Origin of the sequence: Serinicoccus chungangensis, from assembly GCF_001483745.1 — a bacterium.
Taxonomy (GTDB): Bacteria; Actinomycetota; Actinomycetes; order Actinomycetales; family Dermatophilaceae; genus Ornithinicoccus; species Ornithinicoccus chungangensis_A.
The window spans coordinates 270,095-288,974 of the sequence record NZ_LQBL01000022.1 but is presented as its reverse complement, the minus strand read 5'-3'; the positions used below and the strand labels follow the sequence as shown (position 1 = coordinate 288,974).

The 18,880-nt window shown below is 74.7% G+C and carries 17 protein-coding genes and 1 tRNA gene; 13 read left to right on the top strand and 5 right to left on the bottom strand.

Features of this window, described 5'->3' with window-relative positions; translation table 11 throughout:
* The first annotated feature begins 14 nt into the window (after positions 1-14).
* Together AVL62_RS06960 and AVL62_RS06955 are read left to right on the top strand one after the other, a co-directional pair.
* A complete protein-coding gene (locus AVL62_RS06960) occupies positions 15-3,587 on the top strand; it encodes a DUF4011 domain-containing protein (RefSeq protein ID WP_153011706.1) in 3,573 nt (1,190 codons plus the stop codon).
* Positions 3,587-3,889, top strand: a complete 303-nt coding sequence (locus AVL62_RS06955) for a hypothetical protein (RefSeq protein WP_058890910.1) — start codon at positions 3,587-3,589, stop codon at positions 3,887-3,889. The genes AVL62_RS06960 and AVL62_RS06955 overlap by 1 nt, the downstream gene beginning before the upstream one ends.
* 128 nt (positions 3,890-4,017) lie before the next feature.
* Here the strand turns inward: AVL62_RS06955 and mscL are convergent, their stop codons facing one another.
* The 3 genes from mscL to AVL62_RS16565 all read right to left on the bottom strand — a co-directional run bounded on the left by mscL (position 4,018) and on the right by AVL62_RS16565 (position 5,669).
* Positions 4,018-4,425: a large conductance mechanosensitive channel protein MscL gene (gene mscL / locus AVL62_RS06950; protein WP_058890909.1), complete on the bottom strand. Its 408-nt coding sequence runs from the start codon at positions 4,423-4,425 to the stop codon at positions 4,018-4,020.
* A gap of 133 nt (positions 4,426-4,558) precedes the next feature.
* Positions 4,559-5,107, bottom strand: coding sequence for a hypothetical protein (locus AVL62_RS17270; protein WP_161937852.1), 549 nt, complete (start codon positions 5,105-5,107; stop codon positions 4,559-4,561).
* A gap of 127 nt (positions 5,108-5,234) precedes the next feature.
* Complete coding sequence (locus AVL62_RS16565) at positions 5,235-5,669, bottom strand: FmdB family zinc ribbon protein (protein ID WP_083518765.1); 435 nt, start codon at positions 5,667-5,669, stop codon at positions 5,235-5,237.
* 60 nt (positions 5,670-5,729) lie between these two features.
* Here AVL62_RS16565 and AVL62_RS06935 point away from each other — a divergent pair, with 60 nt between their 5' ends.
* Positions 5,730-8,414 (top strand): penicillin acylase family protein, encoded by a 2,685-nt coding sequence (locus AVL62_RS06935; protein ID WP_058890906.1) that lies wholly within the window; start codon positions 5,730-5,732, stop codon positions 8,412-8,414.
* Here AVL62_RS06935 and AVL62_RS06930 read toward each other — a convergent pair whose 3' ends face one another.
* The gene (locus tag AVL62_RS06930) at positions 8,415-9,044 is read right to left on the bottom strand and encodes a 5-formyltetrahydrofolate cyclo-ligase (protein WP_058890905.1); all 630 of its coding nucleotides are present in this window, start codon (positions 9,042-9,044) and stop codon (positions 8,415-8,417) included. It abuts the gene before it with no gap.
* Between the two features lie 37 nt (positions 9,045-9,081).
* On the opposite strand from AVL62_RS06930, the gene glp reads away from it, so the two are divergent.
* The 9 genes from glp (at position 9,082) to AVL62_RS06885 (ending at position 16,415) form a co-directional block, all read left to right on the top strand.
* Positions 9,082-10,383: a gephyrin-like molybdotransferase Glp gene (glp, locus tag AVL62_RS06925; RefSeq protein WP_083518764.1), complete on the top strand. Its 1,302-nt coding sequence runs from the start codon at positions 9,082-9,084 to the stop codon at positions 10,381-10,383.
* Positions 10,376-10,852 (top strand): cyclic pyranopterin monophosphate synthase MoaC, encoded by a 477-nt coding sequence (gene moaC, locus AVL62_RS06920; RefSeq protein WP_058890904.1) that lies wholly within the window; start codon positions 10,376-10,378, stop codon positions 10,850-10,852. The genes glp and moaC overlap by 8 nt, the downstream gene beginning before the upstream one ends.
* Positions 10,849-11,475: a GNAT family N-acetyltransferase gene (locus tag AVL62_RS06915; protein ID WP_058890903.1), complete on the top strand. Its 627-nt coding sequence runs from the start codon at positions 10,849-10,851 to the stop codon at positions 11,473-11,475. Before moaC ends, AVL62_RS06915 begins: the two co-directional genes overlap by 4 nt.
* A gap of 141 nt (positions 11,476-11,616) precedes the next feature.
* Positions 11,617-12,657 carry a hypothetical protein gene (locus tag AVL62_RS17035; RefSeq protein WP_058890902.1) on the top strand — a complete coding sequence of 347 codons (1,041 nt, stop codon included), beginning with the start codon at positions 11,617-11,619 and terminating at the stop codon, positions 12,655-12,657.
* A gap of 61 nt (positions 12,658-12,718) precedes the next feature.
* Positions 12,719-12,791: transfer RNA gene (locus tag AVL62_RS06905), tRNA-Ala, on the top strand.
* Positions 12,792-12,932: 141 nt separating this feature from the next.
* On the top strand, positions 12,933-13,937 hold the full coding sequence (gene argF / locus AVL62_RS06900; protein WP_058890901.1) for an ornithine carbamoyltransferase: 1,005 nt from the start codon (positions 12,933-12,935) through the stop codon (positions 13,935-13,937).
* Positions 13,934-14,455 carry a PH domain-containing protein gene (locus AVL62_RS06895; protein ID WP_058890900.1) on the top strand — a complete coding sequence of 174 codons (522 nt, stop codon included), beginning with the start codon at positions 13,934-13,936 and terminating at the stop codon, positions 14,453-14,455. Before argF ends, AVL62_RS06895 begins: the two co-directional genes overlap by 4 nt.
* Positions 14,452-16,056, top strand: coding sequence for a PH domain-containing protein (locus tag AVL62_RS06890; protein WP_058890899.1), 1,605 nt, complete (start codon positions 14,452-14,454; stop codon positions 16,054-16,056). Before AVL62_RS06895 ends, AVL62_RS06890 begins: the two co-directional genes overlap by 4 nt.
* Positions 16,057-16,064: 8 nt before the next feature.
* Positions 16,065-16,415, top strand: a complete 351-nt coding sequence (locus AVL62_RS06885; protein ID WP_058890955.1) for a tetratricopeptide repeat protein — start codon at positions 16,065-16,067, stop codon at positions 16,413-16,415.
* A 54-nt stretch (positions 16,416-16,469) separates the two neighbouring features.
* On the opposite strand, the gene AVL62_RS06880 is transcribed toward AVL62_RS06885, so the two are convergent.
* On the bottom strand, positions 16,470-18,080 hold the full coding sequence (locus AVL62_RS06880) for a dolichyl-phosphate-mannose--protein mannosyltransferase (protein WP_083518761.1): 1,611 nt from the start codon (positions 18,078-18,080) through the stop codon (positions 16,470-16,472).
* A 96-nt stretch (positions 18,081-18,176) separates the two neighbouring features.
* Between AVL62_RS06880 and AVL62_RS06875 the strand changes: the two genes are divergently transcribed.
* Positions 18,177-18,878 (top strand): succinate dehydrogenase cytochrome b subunit, encoded by a 702-nt coding sequence (locus AVL62_RS06875; protein ID WP_058890897.1) that lies wholly within the window; start codon positions 18,177-18,179, stop codon positions 18,876-18,878.
* Positions 18,879-18,880: the final 2 nt, after the last annotated feature.

Genomic DNA, 18,880 nt, shown 5'->3' with positions numbered 1-18,880 from the left:
GTTAGCCTGTGTCGGTGAGTTCGCTGCGTCCCCCCCACACCCTCGACGAGGCCCGCGTCGAGGCGGTCCAGCGCGCCCGGACGCGCTGGCGCCACGAGGTCGCCGAGCTCGGGGGTGCCAACACGCTGCTGTGGCACCGCACCTCGCTCACCGGCACCTTCGACCTCAACCTCGCGCACCCCGGCGGGGTCGCCAAGCTGCTGTCGGGACGTCCGACGCCGCTCTCGGACCTCGTGCGCGAGCAGGTGGCCTTCACCGACGCGGCGCGCCGGCTGGGCGGCATCCGCGACAAGGTCACCGAGATGCGTCGCGAGCACGGCCTGGAGACGAGCTTCCTCGCCATCGGCCTCGCGACCTGGACCCTGCACCGCGTGCCCGTGCCGCCGCGCGCCCCCGTGCTGCTGCGCGCGTGCACCATCACCCCGACCGACGCGGCGCACTCCGACTTCGTGCTCGAGCTGCACGAGGACGTCGTCTTCAACCCGGTCCTCGAGCACTACCTGCGCAGCGAGGCCCACCTCCAGCCGGACCCCGCGCTGCTGGCGGGGCTGTCCGCGCAGAGCCACGGGTTCGACCCCCGGCTGACCTACCGCGCGCTGGAGGACATCTGCGTCGAGATGGCCGGCTTCGCCATCGGCCCCCAGATGGTCATCAGCACCTTCCCGTGGGCCAAGCTGCCCCTGGTGACGTCCTACACCGGCGACCCGGAGCCGCTGGCCACCCACGACGTGGTCGCCGCGCTCGCGGGCGCCGACGTGCGGCCGGCCCCCACGTCCCCCGACCAGGAGCGCGCCGACGACCCCGCCCGGGAGCTCAGTGCGCTGGACGCCGACGCCTCCCAGCGGCTCGTCGTGGACGAGGTCTCCCACGGCGGCGACCTCGTCCTCGACACCCCGGCCGGCACCGGCGCCACCCAGACCATCGCCAACGTCGTCGTCGGTGCGCTCTCCGAGGGCCGCACGGTCATGGTGTGCTCGGAGGACCGCACCTCCCTGGAGGCGCTGCGCCGTCGACTGGACCACGTGGGGCTGGGCGACCTGTGCCTGCACCTGGCCGAGGACCCGGCCTCCATGCGTCAGACGCTGGCGCGGGTGCGGCACACCCTCGACCGGCTGCCCGCCGAGGACGAGCCGGACCTCGGCCCGGACCCCCTGCCGGCCCGCGCCGACGCGCTCTCCGTGCTCCGTCGCGAGCAGGAGGTGCTGCACCGCGAGCACGCGCCCTGGGCGCTCAGCCTGGCCCGGACCGAGGACGACCTCGCCGCCCTGGCGACCCTCGACCACCCGCCGGCGTCCCGGGTCCGGCTACCGCTGGACGTCCTCGGGGAGCTCACCGAGGAGGAGCTCTCCGCCGTCACCGACGCCCTCATCGAGGCCGCCGACTGCGGCGCCTGGTCCGCGGCGCGCACCGAGGACCCCTGGTATGCCGCACGCCTGGCCAGCGAGGACGAGGCCGCCCGGGCCACCGAGATCGTCGGGCGGCTGGTCACCGGTGAGTTCAGCACGGCCCGCGAGCAGGCCGACGCCGTGTGCCGCGCCGCCGGGATGCCGGCGCCGGCGACGCTCGCCCAGTGGGCGCACCGCCTGGGCCTCGTCGCCCGGGCGAGCGAGACGCTCGACCACTTCTCCCCGGGCATCTACGACGCACCACTGGACGACATGGTCGCGGCCACCGCGGACCGGGACGACGTGGAGCAGCGCCCCGGCGCGGTGGCGCGGGCCAGGCTGCGGCGCCAGGTGCGGCAGCAGCTGCGTCCCGGCACGCCGCCGCCGGAGCTCGCCCACCGGGTCCGGATGGCGCGGGACGAGCGTCGGGAGTGGGAGGAGGTGGCCGGCAAGGCCGCCCGGCCCACGGCCCCCGAGGGCTGGGACGACGCGCTGGCCGCGCACGCCCCGCTCGGGGAGGACCTCGCCTGGCTGGAGCAGGTCCTCGCCGGCACCTCCGCCGGGCACGAGCTGTCGACCACCCATCTCGACACGGTGCTGGAACGGCTGGTGCGTCTGGACGCCCGCTCCGAGCGCGCGGCCGTGGCCGCGCAGGCGCACCCGCTGCTGGCGCCGCTGCGCGAGCGGGGCCTCGGCGAGCTCGTCGACGACCTCGCCCGACGCGGGGTGCCGGCCGACCGGGTCGCCCCCGAGGTCCGCTTCGTGCACCGCAGCTCGGTCCTGGACCACCTCACCTCCGACTCGGTGCCCCAGCAGGTCGGCGGCGAGGCGGTGCGCGAGGCCGAGCGGTCCTTCCGGTCCGCCGACCGCGCGCACCTGCACCGCAACGCCCTGCGTGCCCGACGGGCCGTGCTCCGCCGGCTCCGGCGGACCCTCGCCGGGCACGCCTCCCAGCTCGGAGCCTGGCAGCGCGCCCTCGACGCGAGCCGGGTGGGGGCCGTCGACTCGCGCGACATCATCAGCCGGGCGCCGGACGTCGTGCTCGCGGCGGCCCCCGTGCTGCTCACCAGCCCGCTGGCGGTGCCGGCGGTGCTGCCTCCCGACCTCACGGTCGACCTCGTGGTCGTGGACCGTGCCGGCCGGACGACGACGGCGCGCTCGGCCCCGGCGCTGGCCCGGGGGCGCCGGGTGCTCGTCGTCGGGGACAGCGGCGGTCCCGGACCCCGCGACTTCTCCGTCGTGGCCGACCCCCGCGCCGAGGCGGCCCCCGGTGCGACCTCGACGTCGTCCCTGCTGCGCGACGCGGCGGCGGTGCTGCCGGTGCGCCACCTGGCGGTGCACTACCGCGCCCTCGACCAGGGGCTGGTGGCACCCCTGGCCCCGCTCATGCCGCGCCCCGTGCACTCCTTCCCCGGGGTCGACCGGATCCCGAGCGTGCGCGAGCACGTCGTGCAGGGGCACGTCAGCATCCGGGTGGAGGCAGCGGTCCGGCTGGTGCTCAAGCACGCCCGGTCCGGGCCCGAGAGCCTGCTGCTCGTCACCGACGACGAGGCCGGTGCCGAGGACGCGGGGATCGCGCTGCGGCAGGCCATGCGTGGCGGCGAGCTCCCCACCTCGCTCTCGGACGACGAGCAGGACAGCGAGGCCTTCCTCGTGCTGCCGGTGCACCGCGTCGCCGGGCAGACGAGGGACCGGGTGGTGTGGCTCGGCTCGCCGGAGGCGGTCGCGGCGCCGGAGACCGCCGGTGCCGTCCTGGCCGCGGCCCGTCGCAGCGTCGACCTGGTGACCGAGACCCCGGTCGACACCTGGCCGGAGGCGGCCACCCACGGCGCGCGCATCGTGGCCCGGGCGCTGGTCCCGGACGCCGAGGAGCACGGCCACGGATCGGCCGTGCTGGCCGAGCTCGTCCGTCGGCTGCGCGCCGAGGGTCTGGACGTGCGCGAGGGCGTCGGCCACGGCCCGCACGCCGTCGACCTCGGCGTCGTCGCCGAGGACGACCCGCACCGCTTCGCCGTCGCCGTCGACGGTGACGGTCGCTCCGCGGCGGGCGCACCCGGTCGGGACGACGTGCGGCTGCGGCACGAGCAGCTCACCCGGATGGGGTGGACCCCCGTGCGGGTGCGCACCACCGACGTCTTCACCGACCCGGCCCGCGAGGTGGCCAGGGTCCTGCACGCGCTGCGTGAGCAGCCGAGGCGCTGATGTCCACCGGCACCGACGGCGGGAGTCACGCCCCGGACGTCGACGGGCGCAGCCCGGGTGGGGGCGGGACCATGGCGGACCGGCCCGCGGCCGACGCCGGGCGCGGGCCGCTCCGGCGGCACACCCGCGGGCGCGTGGTCGCGCCGCCGACCAACCCGGACGCGGACCAGACCGACGACCGCCCTGCACCCGGCCGCGGGGACCGCGAGCCGGCGCGCCGCGCGGGCGACGGCTCGGCCCCGACCCGCCTGGACCCCCGGGACAGCTGGATCCTCGAGCAGCGCCCCCCGCACTGGGACTGACGGCGCTCACCACCGCACCGGACGCGTGCTCGGAACGCACCGGACGCGTGGTCGGAACGCACCGGACGCGTGGTCGGAACGCACCGGACGCGTGGTCGGAACGTCCGTCCGGTGCGGCTGCCCCCGGGTCAGAGCGAGGCGTCGGGGCGGCGCTGGGCCAGCAGGTCGCGGATCTCGCGGAGGGTGGCCACCTCCTCGGAGATGACCTCCTCCTCGACCGCCTTGTTGCGGTTGATGCGCTCGGTGACCCTGTTCATGGGGCCGACCAGCACGAAGTAGACCACCGCGGCGGTGAGCAGGAAGACGATGACAGCGTTGATGATCGCGGCCAGGTCGACGTAGGTCGCGTCGTTGCCGGAGATGATGCGGAAGCCGAGACCGCCGACCTCTGCTCCACCCACGGCGTTGAGCAGGGGGGTGATGACACTGGAGACGATGGTGTCGACGACGGCCGCGAAGGCGGAGCCGACGACGACCGCGACGGCCAGCTCGACGACGTTGCCACGCAGAATGAAGTCCTTGAAGCCGCTGAGCATGGCCTCTCCTCTCGGGTGGTGCGCAGGGCGGGACGGTGCGCACATGGTGGTGTCGGATGTGGGTGGCCCGCGCCGTGCTTCGCCCCTGGCGCCACGGCAGAAGTATAGGCAGAGCCGCGCTGCCCGCCCACCCCTACGGAGGAGGCGGCCGCAGCGCCACGCTCAGCGCCGCGCCCACCGGGTCGGCACCGCGCGCCGCAGCCAGCCCGGCCGCCGTGTTCTCCTCCACGGCCAGCCACAGCCCCGGGGCCTCCCCGCCCCGCGTCTGCAGGACCAGCGCCTCCCGGGCGACCACGGCCCCGTCGACCGGCGAGTGCACGTCGACCGCGTCGCCGGCGCCCAGCGCCTCGGCGACGGTCGGCTCACCCAGCGGCACGAAGACCGCCACCCGGTCGGGGAGGCCCTCGAGCAGGGCGGACGTGCGCAGGTCGGCGGCGCTGAGGATCTCGCCGGCCTGCAGCGGGACGGCCACCTGGTGCCTCCCCGGGGGGAGCCCCTCGAGCGCCCCCTCCGGCAGGGCCGACGCGGGCAGATGACGCAGCTCGGTGTCCCCCTCGCCCAGCGGCGCGCCCACCGGGAGGGCTCGGGCCGCCACCACGACCGGGACGTCCTCGGGGCGGGGCTGGGACACGACGAGGTGGAGTCCTCCGCCGACGACCAGCGCGGCGAGGACTGCAGCCACCCACCGACGGGCAGGCAGCGCCGGCCAGGGGCGCGCGACGCGCCTGCTGCGGGGTCGGCCGGGTGGGGGTCCTGCTGCTGGGGTCACCCCGGTGACGCTAGGGCCCGGGACCCGGTCGGGCCAGGGCTCAGGCGGAGCCTGTGGACGACGACCCCGACCCCCCCGAGGATGTGGACGCCGTCGTGGAGCCGGAGCCCTTCGTCGAGGAGGATCCGCCCGTGCCGGAGGAGCCCGCACCCGACGTGCCGGCCCCGCCGGACCCGCCGGACGACCCGCCCGTCCCGCCGGAGGAACCGCCGGAGCCCGATCCACCCTGCGACCCGCCCTGGTCGGCCGAGCTCCGCTCGGACCCGCCGGAGGACGAGCCGCCGCTCCCCGACCCCGACCCCCGCGAGTCGGTGCGGTAGAACCCGGACCCCTTGAAGACGACCCCGACCGCGCTGAAGACCTTGCGCAGCCGCCCCTCGCACTCGGGGCAGGTGGTCAGGGCGTCGTCGGTGAACGCCTGCTGGATGTCGAAGGCGTGGCCGCAGTCCTTGCAGGCGTATGAATACGTGGGCACGAGCCCGGATTCTACGTCGCCTCCTGACCTCGCCGTGCACCGTCACCTAGGCTGGGGGCCGTGCCCCGTCCCCTCTGGCAGCGTCTGGCCGTGCCGATCGCCGCGATCCTCGTGGTCGTGGTGGTGGCCACCGCCGTCATCGCGGTCGGTCTGACGCGGCGCGGGTTCCCGCAGGTGTCGGGCGAGCAGGAGCTCGCCGGCCTCGGCGCCGAGGTGGAGGTGGTGCGGGACGACCTGGGGGTGGCGCACATCTACGCCGACACCGCCGAGGACCTCTTCCGCGCTCAGGGCTACGTGGCCGCCCAGGACCGCTTCTTCCAGATGGACCTGCGGCGGCACATCGTCAGCGGCCGGCTCAGCGAGCTCGTGGGAGAGGGAGGTCTGGAGACGGACCGCGTCATCCGCACCCTGGGCTGGCGCCGGGTCGCCGAGCAGGAGCTCTCGCTGCTCTCGCCGGAGGCCCGCACCTACCTCGCCGCCTACGCCGCCGGGGTCAACGCCTACATCGACAGCCGCAGCGGTCCCTCGGCCATGGGCATCGAGTACGTCCTGCTCTCCTCGAACGCCCCGGGCTACATGGTCCGTCCGTGGGACGAGGTGGACTCGCTCGCGTGGCTGAAGGCCATGGCCTGGGACCTGCGGGGCAACTACGCCGACGAGCTCGCGCGCGGTCGCCTCGTGGGCCAGGTGTCGCTGGACCAGCTCGAGACCCTCTACCCCGACTACCCCTTCGACGAGCACCCGCCCATCCTCGACCGCAGCGAGTGGACGCCGCCGCAGACCTCGCCGAGGGGCGTCACCGACAGCCGGAGCGGGACCAGGGGCACGGTGCTCGCACCGGTGCCGGGGCAGTCGGACGCCGCCGACCTCGTGGGCCGGGGGGACCCGGTGGCCCCGGACGGACCCATCTCGGACGAGACGCGGCAGTGGCTCGCGGGGCCGGCGCAGGACGCGTTCGCGGACACCGCGTCCGCCCTCGCGGCGGTGCCCGAGCTCATGGGCTCCGGCGAGGGGATCGGCTCCAACTCCTGGGTCGTCTCGGGGGACCACACCGAGACGGGTATGCCGCTGCTCGCCAACGACCCGCACCTCGCGATCTCCCAGCCCGGGATCTGGATGCAGAGCGGCCTGCACTGCCGCGAGCTGAGCGAGGAGTGCCCCTTCGACGTCACCGGCTTCACCTTCGCCGGGCTGCCGGGGGTGGTCATCGGCCACAACCGGTCCATCGCGTGGGGCTTCACCAACCTCGACCCCGACGTCACCGACTTCTACCTCGAGGACACTGTGGACGACACGGTGCTGCGCGACGAGGACTACGTCCCCATGGACGTGCGCACCGAGACGATCCGGGTGGCCGGCGGCGACGACGTCGAGCTCACCGTGCGGGAGACCTCGAACGGCCCGATCGTCTCCGACGTGCTGGAGGACGTCGGCCGGATGGGTGACAACGGGCCGCTCGACGGGGTCGCGACCTCCCGGGACTTCGAGGTGGCGCTGCGCTGGACCGGCCTGGAGCCCGCCCGCACCGCGGAGGCCGTCTTCGCCCTCAACGCGGCCAGCGATTGGGACGAGTTCCGCTCCGCGGCGCAGCTCTTCGCCGTGCCCTCCCAGAACCTCCTCTACGCCGACACCGAGGGCAACATCGGCTACCAGGCCCCCGGCCTGGTCCCGGTCCGCCGCAGCGCGACCTACTCCACCCCGCCCGGGTACTACCCGGCCCCCGGCTGGGACGACCAGTACGCCTGGCGCGGGTGGGTCGACTTCGACGACCTGCCCACGGCCTACAACCCCGAGGACGGCATCGTCGTCGCGGCCAACCAGGCGGTCGTGCGGGGGTCGACGCCGTTCCTCACGACCGAGTACGACAAGGGCTACCGCTCCACCCGCATCCTGGAGCTGCTGCGCTCACGGCTGGAGCAGGGGCCGCTCACGGGTGCCGACATGAACGAGATCCAGCTCGACGACGTCAGCACCTTCGCGCTCGACATGGTGCCCTACCTCACCGAGGTCGACCTCGAGGGCGACTTCTACACCGCCCCGCAGGACCTGCTGCGCGACTGGGACGGCAGCTCGCCGGCCGACGGTGACCAGACCGCGGCCGCGGCCTACTTCTACGCCGTCTACGACAACCTGCTCGAGGCGGTCTTCGACGACGAGCTGCCCCCGGACCTCGGCGCGACCGGCAACTCCCGCTCCATGCAGATCATGGTCGACCTCATGGCCTCCCCCGAGAGCGTGTGGTGGGACGACCAGCGCACCCCCGGCGTCATCGAGTCGCGCGACGAGGTGCTGCGCACGGCCCTGGTGGATGCCCGGCTCGACCTGACCCGGCAGATCTCCAAGGATCCCGCGGACTGGAGCTGGGGGCAGCTGCACCGCGCCCACCTGCGTCACCAGGTCCTGGGTGAGGAGGGCGTGCCCGGGGTGGTGCAGGACCTGGTCAACCGCGGCCCCTTCCCGGTGCCGGGCAGCAGCGCGATGGTCAACGCCATGAACTGGGACGCCAGCACCGGCAGCTTCGACGTCACCTCGGCGCCGTCCATGCGCATGGTCGTCGACCTCGCCGACCTGGACGCCTCCACCTGGGTCAACCAGACGGGCACCTCGGGTCACCCCTTCCACCCCAACTACGACGACCAGACGCGGGCCTGGATCGAGGGCGACACCTACCCCTGGGCGTTCAGCCGGGACGCGGTGAACGAGGCGGGGAGGCAGACCCTCCTCCTGGTGCCCGACGAGGGCTGATCAGGCCAGCGGCAGGCGCTGCACCCCCGTCGTCGGTCGCAGCACGGCGTCGACGACCGCGTCATGACCCGCCGCGGGCACCTGCGGCACGACCTCGTGGTCGTGCAGGACGAGGACGACCGGTGCCCCGCCGGAGAGCTCCCGCAGCCGGGGGAGGACGGTGTCGTAGTAGCCCCCGCCCTGCCCCAGCCGGACCCCCGCGCGGGAGACCGCCAGCCCGGGGACGAACGCCAGGTCGACGTCCCGCAGCGCGTCCTCGCCCTGGGGCGCACGCCCCGGGTCGTCGAGGTCGGCCCAGTCCAGCCGGGGCCGCTCCAGGGTGAGCGGCACCAGCACCCGCACCCCCGCCCGGCGCAGCGCGTCGGTCAGCCCCCGGACCGGCGGCTCGGTGCGCATCGGCTCGTAGGCGGTGACGGTCGCCCCGACGAGGTCGGTCCGGCCGCGCGCGACGGCATACCTCCGCAGGTGCGCGAGCCCCGCCGCCGCGAGCGCCCGCGCCGCGGCCTCGCGCTCCTGCTCGGACCACCCGTCGACGAGCCCGCGGCGGGCGGCCCGGACCGCGGCGCGCCAGGTCGCCTTGTCGGCGGCCACGTCACCCGTGGGGCGGTAGTCCGGCAGCGCACCACTCATACGGCCCGATTGTGGCCCATGCTCCTAGGGTGGGGCCATGAGATCCGTCGACGAGCACCTGGACGCCGTGCTGGCTCAGATCGAGCCGGTCCCCGCCGTCACCCTGCCGGTCCGCCGCACGCTGGGCCTGGTCACCACGGCGGACGTCCGCAGCCTGGCCGACCTGCCGCGCTTCGACAACTCCTCGATGGACGGGTATGCCGTGCGCCGGGCCGACCTCGAGGGCGCCTCCTCCGAGAGCCCGGTCGTGCTGCCGGTCACCGGGGACGTGGCGGCGGGCGACCAGGCACGCCACGAGATGGTGCCGGGCCAGGTGTGGCGCATCATGACCGGCGCCCCCATGCCGGACGGGGCCGACGCCGTGGTCAAGGTCGAGGACACCGACGGGCACCCGCACGAGCCGCAGCTGCGGGTGCATCCGGAGGAGGGCGCCCACATCCGGCGGGCGGGCGAGGACATCCGCGCCGGTGACCTCGTGCTGCCGGCGGGCAGCCGCATCGGGGCCGGCGAGATCGCGGCGCTGCTCTCGGCGGGGGTGCAGGAGGTGGAGGTGATCGGGCCGGTCCGAGTGGCGATCCTGTCCACCGGGGACGAGCTGGTGCGCCCGGGCGAGCCGGTCGGGCCGGGGCAGATCGTCGACTCCAACGGTCCCATGCTGGAGGCCCTCGTGCGCGGGGCCGGTGCCCACGTCGTGCACCTCGGGCACCTGCCGGACGAGGAGGGAGCGACCCGCCGCCAGCTGCACCGCCAGCTCGACCACGCCGACGTGGTCATCACCACCGGCGGGGTGAGCAAGGGCGAGTTCGACATCGTCAAGAAGGTGCTCAGCGGGCAGGGGACGATGGAGTTCGTCGAGGTGGCGATGCAGCCGGGCAAGCCCCAGGGCTTCGGGGTGCTGGGACGGCGCGACGTGCCGGTCTTCACGCTACCGGGCAACCCGGTGAGCACCCTCGTCAGCTTCGAGGTCTTCGTGCGCCCGGCGCTGCAGCGGCGCGCGGGGAGGGACGAGGGTGGCCGGCGGACCACCGGTCTCGCGACGACGGGCTGGCGCAGCTCGCCGGACCGGCGGACCTACACCCGGGTCCGGATCGACCGCGACCCCACCGGCGCGTATGCCGTGTCCCCGGCGGGCGGTGCGGGCTCCCACCTCGTGGCCGCGCTGGCCCGGGCCGACGCGCTGGCGGTCTCCGAGCCCGAGGCCACCGAGGTGGCCGCCGGGTCCGAGGTGGAGCTGATCCTGCTGCGCCCGCGGGCCGAGATCGACGCACGGCTGCAGGCGCAGCGCGAGCAGGAGGAGGCCGATCGGGCCGGGGCCGGGCGGGACGCCGGCGATGAGTGACCCGCTCACGCACCTGCGGGCGGACGGGACGGCCCACATGGTCGACGTCAGCGCCAAGGAGGTCACCGCACGCACGGCGACCGCGCGCGGACGCGTCGACCTCTCGGAGGAGGCCGTCGCGGCGCTCCGCGGCGGGACGGTGCCCAAGGGCGACGCCCTCGGCGTCGCGCGCATCGCGGGCATCCAGGCCGCCAAGCGCACGCCCGACCTGGTGCCGCTGTGCCACCCGGTGGCCATCCACGGCGTCACGGTGGACCTCGAGGTCGACGACGGCGGCGTCGAGATCATCGCGACCGTGCGCACCGCGGACCGGACCGGCATCGAGATGGAGGCGCTGACCTGCGTCAGCGTGGCCGCGCTCGCCCTCGTCGACATGGTCAAGGCGGTCGACCGGCTGGCCGTCGTGACCGGCGTCCGCGTGGTCGCCAAGTCCGGCGGGCGCTCCGGGGACTGGGTGCGCCAGGAGTGAGCTGGGCGTGGCCGGCGCGGGTGCGCCAGGAGCTCCCCGACGGTCGGCAGCTCACCCTGCGCGGGCTGGTCCGCTCGGACCGGGCGGAGTGGGAGGACCTGCGCCGGCGCAACGCCGCCTGGCTGCGGCCCTGGGAGTCGACCGCGCCGCAGGACCGCTCGGGGGGCCTGCCCTTCCACCAGATGCGCCGGGTCAACGACCGCGCGGCCCGCGACGGGCTGACCCTGCCCTTCGTCATCGACGTGGACGGCCGCATCCGGGGCCAGATGCAGCTCTTCGACGTGCTCTGGGGTGCCCGGCGCTCGGGGTGGGCGGGCTACTGGCTGGACCGGGGGGCCACCGGCCGGGGGGTGGCGACCTGGGCGCTGGCCGCCCTCGTCGACCACGCGCTCCTCGAGGTCGGGCTGCACCGGGTCGAGGTCGCCATCCGCCCCGAGAACTCCGCGTCCCTCGCCGTCGTGGCCCGCCTCGCCATCCCCGAGGAGGGGCGGCAGCGGGGGCTCATGCACGTCGACGGCGGATGGGCCGACCACCGCTCCTTCGCCGTCCTCACCGAGGACCTGCGCCCCGGCGGGTACGCCCCGGGGGGCCTGGTCGCGAGCCTGCACGGCCGCGCCGGCTGAGCGCGGCGCCCGGCCGTGCGCGCTCGTGGCCCCTCGTGGGCCACGGACGCACACGGCGGCTCCCACCGGTCACAGGAGAAACTCCGGCGACACTCCGCCGACCTCAGCCGATCGCCCCGACCGGACGCCTACCGTGGTGCCGTGCCCCCGGTCAGCAGTCTCATCTTCGTCGTCATCCTGGCGGTGTGGGCTGTCTACCTGGTCCAGCACTGGGTGCGGCGCCGCGAGCACCTCGCGACCGCCCGGTCGGTCGACCGCTTCTCCGAGGCCATGCGGGTCCTGGAACGCCGCCGCGCGCTGCCCCGCCCGGACGTCGCCGACCAGGCCCCCGCCGCCTACTCCGTCTCGCCCCTGCGACCGGCCCGCCCCGAGGTCACGGTCAAGCGGGGCGGGAGCCCGGCCCCCACCCGACAGCCTGCGGGCGCGACCGCCGTCGGTCCGACCCCCGCCGTGCGGCGGGCCCGTCGGGCCGCCCGGCTGCGCGCCGTCGCCCTGCTCACCGCCTCGGTCGTCATGGTCGCCCTGGTCTCGCTGGGCGTCAGCCCCGTGCTGGGCTGGTGGTGGAGCTTCGCCGGTGTGGGCGTGCTGGGCGTGACCCTCCTGCTCGTGCGCCGCTCGGCCCGGGCGGCCCGCAGGCGCCGCCGGGCGACCACCCGCGGCCGCGGTGCGGTCGCGACCGGGCGTGCCGCGGCCGACGACAGCCTCGGGCGCCGTGCCGACAGCCCTCCCGCCCGCGCCGCCCGCCCGGGCGCCTCGGCCCTGGCCCCGGCCCCGGCTCCGGCGGCCGCCGAGGGACCCGGCGCGCCGGTGAGCACGACGATCCAGGCGCCGGACTCCCCGCTCGCGGCGCAGGCCCGCGCCGCCGGGGCGGTGGCCGCCGCGCGTCCGGCCCGCCGCGCGGTGGACCTCGAGCCGGCCCGGCCCGCCCTCTTCGACATCGACGAGGTCGAGGCCGGACTGGCCCCCGCACCCACCCGGGCCGAGGTGGCCGAGGAGCCCGCGCCGGCCGCAGGCTCGTGGAGCCCCACCCCGGTGCCGCCGCCGACCTACACCCTCAAGGCCCGCGCCTACCGCGGTGCCCCCCAGCCCAGCAGCGGGTCCGGCCAGCTCCCGGCGGACGGCACCGAGATGGCGCTGGAGGAGGAGTTCGAGGACCTCCCGCGCGTCGACCGCGTGGGCTGACCGTCGCCGCCGGCGGTTTGGGTCGGCGCCGGGCTGGTCTGTATAGTCTGGACACGCACACGGGGCTGTGGCGCAGTTGGTAGCGCGTCTCGTTCGCAATGAGAAGGTCAGGGGTTCGATTCCCCTCAGCTCCACCCGAGTCCGACAGACGGCCCCGCCCACCGGCGGGGCCGTCTGTCGTCCCCCGGGGCCACGCGGCCCCGCGCCCGGACTACGCTGACCCCGCACGAGCGCACCCTCGGCGCGGTGCGTGCCCGACCCACGAAGGAGCCGTCATGGCCGTCGACCTGCGGGGACGCAGCCTGCTGTCCCTGGTCGAGGAGACCCCCGAGGAGATCCTCGCGCTGCTGGACCTCGCCGCCGAGCTCAAGGCGGCCAAGCGGGCCCGCACCGAGCAGCGACGCCTGGTCGGCCGGTCCATCGCCCTCGTCTTCGAGAAGACCTCCACCCGGACCCGCAGCGCCTTCGAGGTCGCCGCCGCCGACCAGGGAGCGGCCACGACCTTCCTCGACCCCCGGAGCAGCCAGATCGGGCACAAGGAGTCGATCAAGGACACGGCGCGCGTGCTGGGCCGGATGTACGACGCGATCCAGTACCGCGGCGCCGCCCAGGCGACCGTCGAGCAGCTGCACCGGTATGCCGGGGTGCCGGTCTACAACGGACTCACCGACGAGTGGCACCCCACGCAGATGCTCGCCGACGCCCTCACCATGCGCGAGCACGTGGACAAGCCCTGGTCCGACACGTCCTTCGCCTACCTCGGCGACGCCCGCAACAACACCGGCCACTCGCTGCTGCTCCTCGGGGCCAAGCTCGGGTGCGACGTACGCATCGGTGCCCCCGCGGGCCTGCAGCCCGCGCCCGACGTGGTCGCCCTGTGCGAGCAGGTCGCCGGGGGCACCGGGGCCCGGCTGACGGTGACCGAGGACCCCCGCGAGGCGGTCGCCGGGGTGGACGCCGTGCATACCGACGTCTGGGTCTCGATGGGGGAGCCGGCCAGCGCCTGGCAGGAGCGGATCGACCTGCTGCTGCCCTACCGGGTGGACCGCGCGATGATGGAGGCGACCGGGAACCCGGGGGCGGTCTTCATGCACTGCCTGCCGGCGTTCCACGACACGGACACCGAGGTGGGGGAGCAGCTGATGAGCATCCATCCAGAGCTGGCGGACGGGCTGGAGGTCACCGACGAGGTCTTCGAGTCCGACGCCAGCATCGTCTTCGACCAGGCGGAGAACCGCCTGCACACCATCAAGGCCCTCCTGGTGGCGACGCTCGCATGACCGTCACGCAGCCCTCCTCCGTGCCCGACGCCGCGCCGCTGCACGAGCCCGCGCACCAGGTGAGCCCGCGAGCGGTGCGCTACTGGGCGCTCCAGGGCTTCCTCGGCGCCGTCGTCGTCTGGGCCATCCTGTTCGCGGTCTACTGGTTCGTGCCCGACGGGGTGCAGCGGTGGCTCGGGCCGGTCTTCGTGGCCATCCTCGTCTACACGGTCGTGGAGCAGGCGCTGGAGCCGCTCATCCGCTACCGCCGCACCCGGTGGGAGGTCACCGGGGAACGGGTCTTCGCCCAGACCGGCTGGCTCTCCCGCGACCAGCGCATCGCGCCGCTGTCGCGGGTGCAGACCGTGGACACCGAGCGGGGTCCGCTCATGCGGATCTTCCGGCTGGCCAACGTCACCGTCACCACCGCCTCGGCGGCCGGGCCGATCCGGCTCACCTGCCTGGACACCGACGTCGCCGACCGGGTCACCGCCGAGCTCGCGCGGGTGACCGGGCAGACGCGCGGCGACGCGACGTGACCGCGCTGCCGCCCCCCACGGGCGAGCCCCTCGCCCCGGCCGACCCGGCCACCCCGCCACCACCGCCGGGGGTGGGCGGGGCGCAGGACTGGCAGCGCCTGAGCCCGCGCATGCTGCTCGTCCACCCGGTGCGAGCCATCCGCTCGATGATCGTGCCGCTCGTCCTGGTCTTCTTCGGCGCGCGCCAGAGCGACGGGAACAGCTTCTGGTTCTGGGCCGCCCCGGTCTTCGCCGTCCTGGCCGTGCTGTTCGGTGTGCTCGCCTGGTTCTTCACCCGCTACCGGTTCACCGAGGAGCAGCTGCAGCTGCGCACCGGGGTGCTGAGCCGCAAGGTGGTGACCGCCCCGCTGGACCGCATCCGCAGCGTCGACCTGGAGTCCACCCCGATCCACCGCGTGCTCGGGCTGACCAAGGCCAAGGTCGGGACCGGGGTCGACGACTCCCAGATCGAGCTCGACGGGCTCACCCGCGACCAGGCCTCCTCGCTGCGGGTCTACCTGCTGCAGCGCTCGTCCGCCGTCGACGCCGAGCCGGCCGACGGCGCCGGCGAGGTCGTGGAGGACGGGGAGGTGAGCCCCACGCCCTCGGCGGGACGCGGGTCCGACACCGAGCTGGCCCGGATCGACTGGGGGTGGCTGCGGTACGCGCCGTTCAGCCTGTCCAGCCTCGTCGTGGTCGCCGGGGCCGTCGGTGTGCTCGGCCAGTTCGGGGACGACCTGCCGATCGACGAGACCGAGGTCGCGCAGGACGCGTGGGGCTGGGTCGCGGCCCAGGCCCTGGTCGTCCTCCTCGCCGGCGCGACCGTCGTGGTGGTCCTCGGGTGGGTGGTCGTGTCCACGGCCTCCTACGTGCTGAGCTGGTGGAACCTGAGCCTCGTGCGCGAGGCCGGGGGCAAGATCCGCACCACCCGGGGCCTGCTCACGACCCGCAGCCAGACCATCGAGGAGGCCAAGATCCGGGGGGTCCGGATGACCGAGCAGTTCCTCCTGCGCTTCGTGCGCGGCGCCGAGCTGACCGCGCTGGCCACCGGGGTCGGCAGCGACGGCACCACCCGGCTCCTGCCACCGGCCCCGCGCCGGGTGGTCCAGGAGGTCGGGCACGCGCTGCTGGAGGAGGACGGGCCGCTGACGATGACCCTCACCGGGCACGGTCCGCGGGCCCGCCGCCGCATCCACGTGAGCGGGCAGTGGGGGACGCTGTTCCTCGCCGCCCTGGCGGCCGTGCCGACCTGGTGGCTGGACGTCGGCTGGTTCGCGAGCTGGCCCTGGTGGGTGCCGCTCGCCGTGCTCGTCGGATTCGGTCTGCTCAACGCCGTCATCGCCGAGAACGCCTGGCGCAACCTCGGGCACGCGCTCACCGACCGGCACCTCGTCGTGCAGACAGGCGCGGTCATCCGCACGAGGGAGGTCCTGGAGCGCGGTGGCGTCATCGGCTGGGTCGTCCACCAGGGACTGTTCCAGCGGCGGCTCGGGCTGGCCGACCTCACCGCGACCACCGCCGCCGGGTCCGAGCGCGTCGTGGCACCCAACATCCCCCTGGGGATGGCGCTCGACCTCGCCGACGCCGCGACGCCGGGAATGCTGGAGGGCTGGCGGACGTAGTGCAGGGCATGGGTGACTTCGTGGACCTTCCCGACGACGCGACGGTGGACGACCACGCCCGCTACGACCGGGCCACCTTCGCCTTCGAGACCAAGGACTACGTCCGCGCCGCGGGCCTGCTCGAGCCGCTCGCGCAGGCCGACCCGGGCAACGCCCAGGTGCGGCTGCTGCTCGCCCGCAGCTACTACCACTCCGCCCGGCTGGGGCGGGCCGAGACCGAGCTGCGGGCCATGGTCGAGCGGTGGCCGAGCGACGCCTACGCCCACCTCGTCCTGGCCCGGACCCTGCAGCGGGCCGGACGTGCCGAGGAGGGTGCGCCGCACCTCAAGATCGCCGAGGCCATGGGCCTGGAGGCCTGAGCCGAGGGCATACCTCGCAGCGGCCGGACGCCGTGCCACCGGGAGCGCCGCGGCTCAGGTCCAGAAGTCGAACCACATCCGCAGGTTCCACGCCTCGCGCGGGATGGTGATGGCGGTGTAGACCGGCCAGTACCACGCGAAGAAGGCGGCGGCCAGGGTGAGGTAGCCGACGACCGCGACGGCACCCCACCGCCGCCGCTGCGCCGGGGCGTCCGCCGGTCCCAGCACCAGCGCCAGACAGGTGACGACGACCAGCACCAGCCACGGGACGAAGGCGACGGCGTAGAAGCTGTAGATCGTCCGCGTCTGGTAGAGGAACCACGGCAACCAGCCGGCCGCGATGCCGGCGAGCGCCGCCCCGGCCCGCCAGTCCCGGCCCAGCAGCCACAGGAAGAGGACGACCAGCAGCCCGATCGTCGCCCCCCACCACAGCACGATGTTGCCCAGGGAGGCGATGTACTCCACGCACTCGGCGGCCTCGCAGCCCTGCTCGCCCCGCTCCGGCCACTCGGCGTAGAAGAGGGTCGGGCGCCACTGCACCGTCCAGCTCCACGGGTTGGAGCTCCAGGCGTGCTCGTTGGCGAGGTCGATGTGGAAGTTCCACTGCTCGACGTGGTAGGCCCACAGCGAGCGCAGCGGGTCGGGCACCAGCGCCGCGAAGGAGCCGTCGGGCGCGGGGTGGTCGGCCGCCCACTGCCGCTTCCACCCACCGCGGGTGGCGAACCACCCGGCCCAGCTGGCGACATACGTCAGCAGCGCCGTGGGCACCATGAGCAGGAACGCCGGTATGCCGTCGCGCACGACGGTGCCGGCGAGCCAGTCGCGCGCGCCGACGGCACGGCGGGCGCCGAGGTCCCAGGCCACGGTCATCAGCCCGAAGACGGCGAGGAAGTACAACCCCGACCACTTGGTGCCGATGGCCAGGCCGAGGCTGATCCCGGCGGCCAGCCGCCACCACCGGACCCCCAGCGAGGGGCCCCACCACCGTGCGGCGCGGGCCCACGCCGAGCGGGGGACCGGCACGTCGGGGCCGTGCCGCGCCTGCCACCACGGCCCCCACCGGGCCGCCAGCCGGCGCCGGCCCTGCTCGCGGTCCAGGAGCAGGAAGAGGAAGGCGAGCAGGACCCACCACATGAGGAAGAGGTCCAGCAGGCCGATGCGGGAGGAGGCGAAGTGGTGCCCGTCGACCGCCAGCAGCGTGGACGCGCTGATCGACAGCACCGCGTTCTTCCAGATGAGCCAGGCGCACAGGCCGAGGAGCGCGATGGACAGCGTGCCGACGGTCGCCGCGGACAGCCGCCAGCCGGTCGCGGACCCGGGGCCGGTGACGAGCTCGCCGAGGGCGATCATCCACTTGCCCACCGGCGGGTGCACGACGAGGTCAGGCTGGTTGCCGAAGACGTCGGGGTCACCGGCGTTCCAGAGCTCGTCCGGCTCCTCCAGGCCGGCCTTGATCTCGCGCTCGTGCCCGAAGCGCACGAGCGACCAGGCCTGCTTGACGTAGTAGGTCTCGTCGAAGACCAGCCGGTCGGGGTGACCGAGCCGCCAGAACCGCAGCGCACCCCCGACGAGCGTCACCACCAGGACGCCGAGCGCGGCGACGCGCCGCTGCCCGGCGAGCTCCGCGGGCGCCGGGCCGAGCAGGCGCGCCCGCAGTGACTCCATACCCGTCATCGTAGGTGCTCACCCCGCCCCCGACCGGGGAGCGGCCGGGGCGGGGCCAACGGGAGACGACGCAGGTCGGGGGCTAGAATCAGGCTCGTGGCCACCTCAACCGCTCCCGCGCCTGCGGCCCGCAAGGGGCCGCCGACCATCCTGCTGAAGACCGTCGTGGCGGCCAGCGGGTTGTTCTTCGTGCTGTTCGTGCTCGTGCACATGTACGGCAACCTGCAGATCCTCATCAGCCCCGAGGCGTTCGACGAGTACGCCCACCACCTGCGCACCTTCGGCGAGCCGATGCTGCCGGAGCGGTCCTTCCTCTGGGTGGCCCGGATCCTGCTCCTTGTCTCGGTCGCCGCGCACGTGTGGGCGTCCATGTCGCTGTGGCGCCGCGCCGGGCAGGCGCGCCGGACCCGGTACGCCGGGAAGAAGAAGACGTCCTACGGGCGGTTCTACGCCAAGGCCATGCGGTGGGGTGGCCTGGCCCTGCTGGCCTTCGTCGTCTTCCACATCCTGCACTTCACCACGCAGACGATCACCGTCGCCGGGGAGTACCCGAGCCCCGCCGAGCGCGTGATCAGCAGCTTCGGCGTCTGGTGGGCGGTGCTCATCTACACCGTCGCGATGATCTTCCTGGGGATGCACCTGCTGCACGGCATCTGGGGGGCGGCCATGACGCTCGGCCTCAACACCTCGCTGCAGCGGGCCGAGCAGATCCGGTTCGTCTCCATCGCCCTGTCGACCATCATCGTCGTCGGCTTCCTCATCCCGCCCTTCGCCATCTTCTCCGGCATCATCGAGTGAGT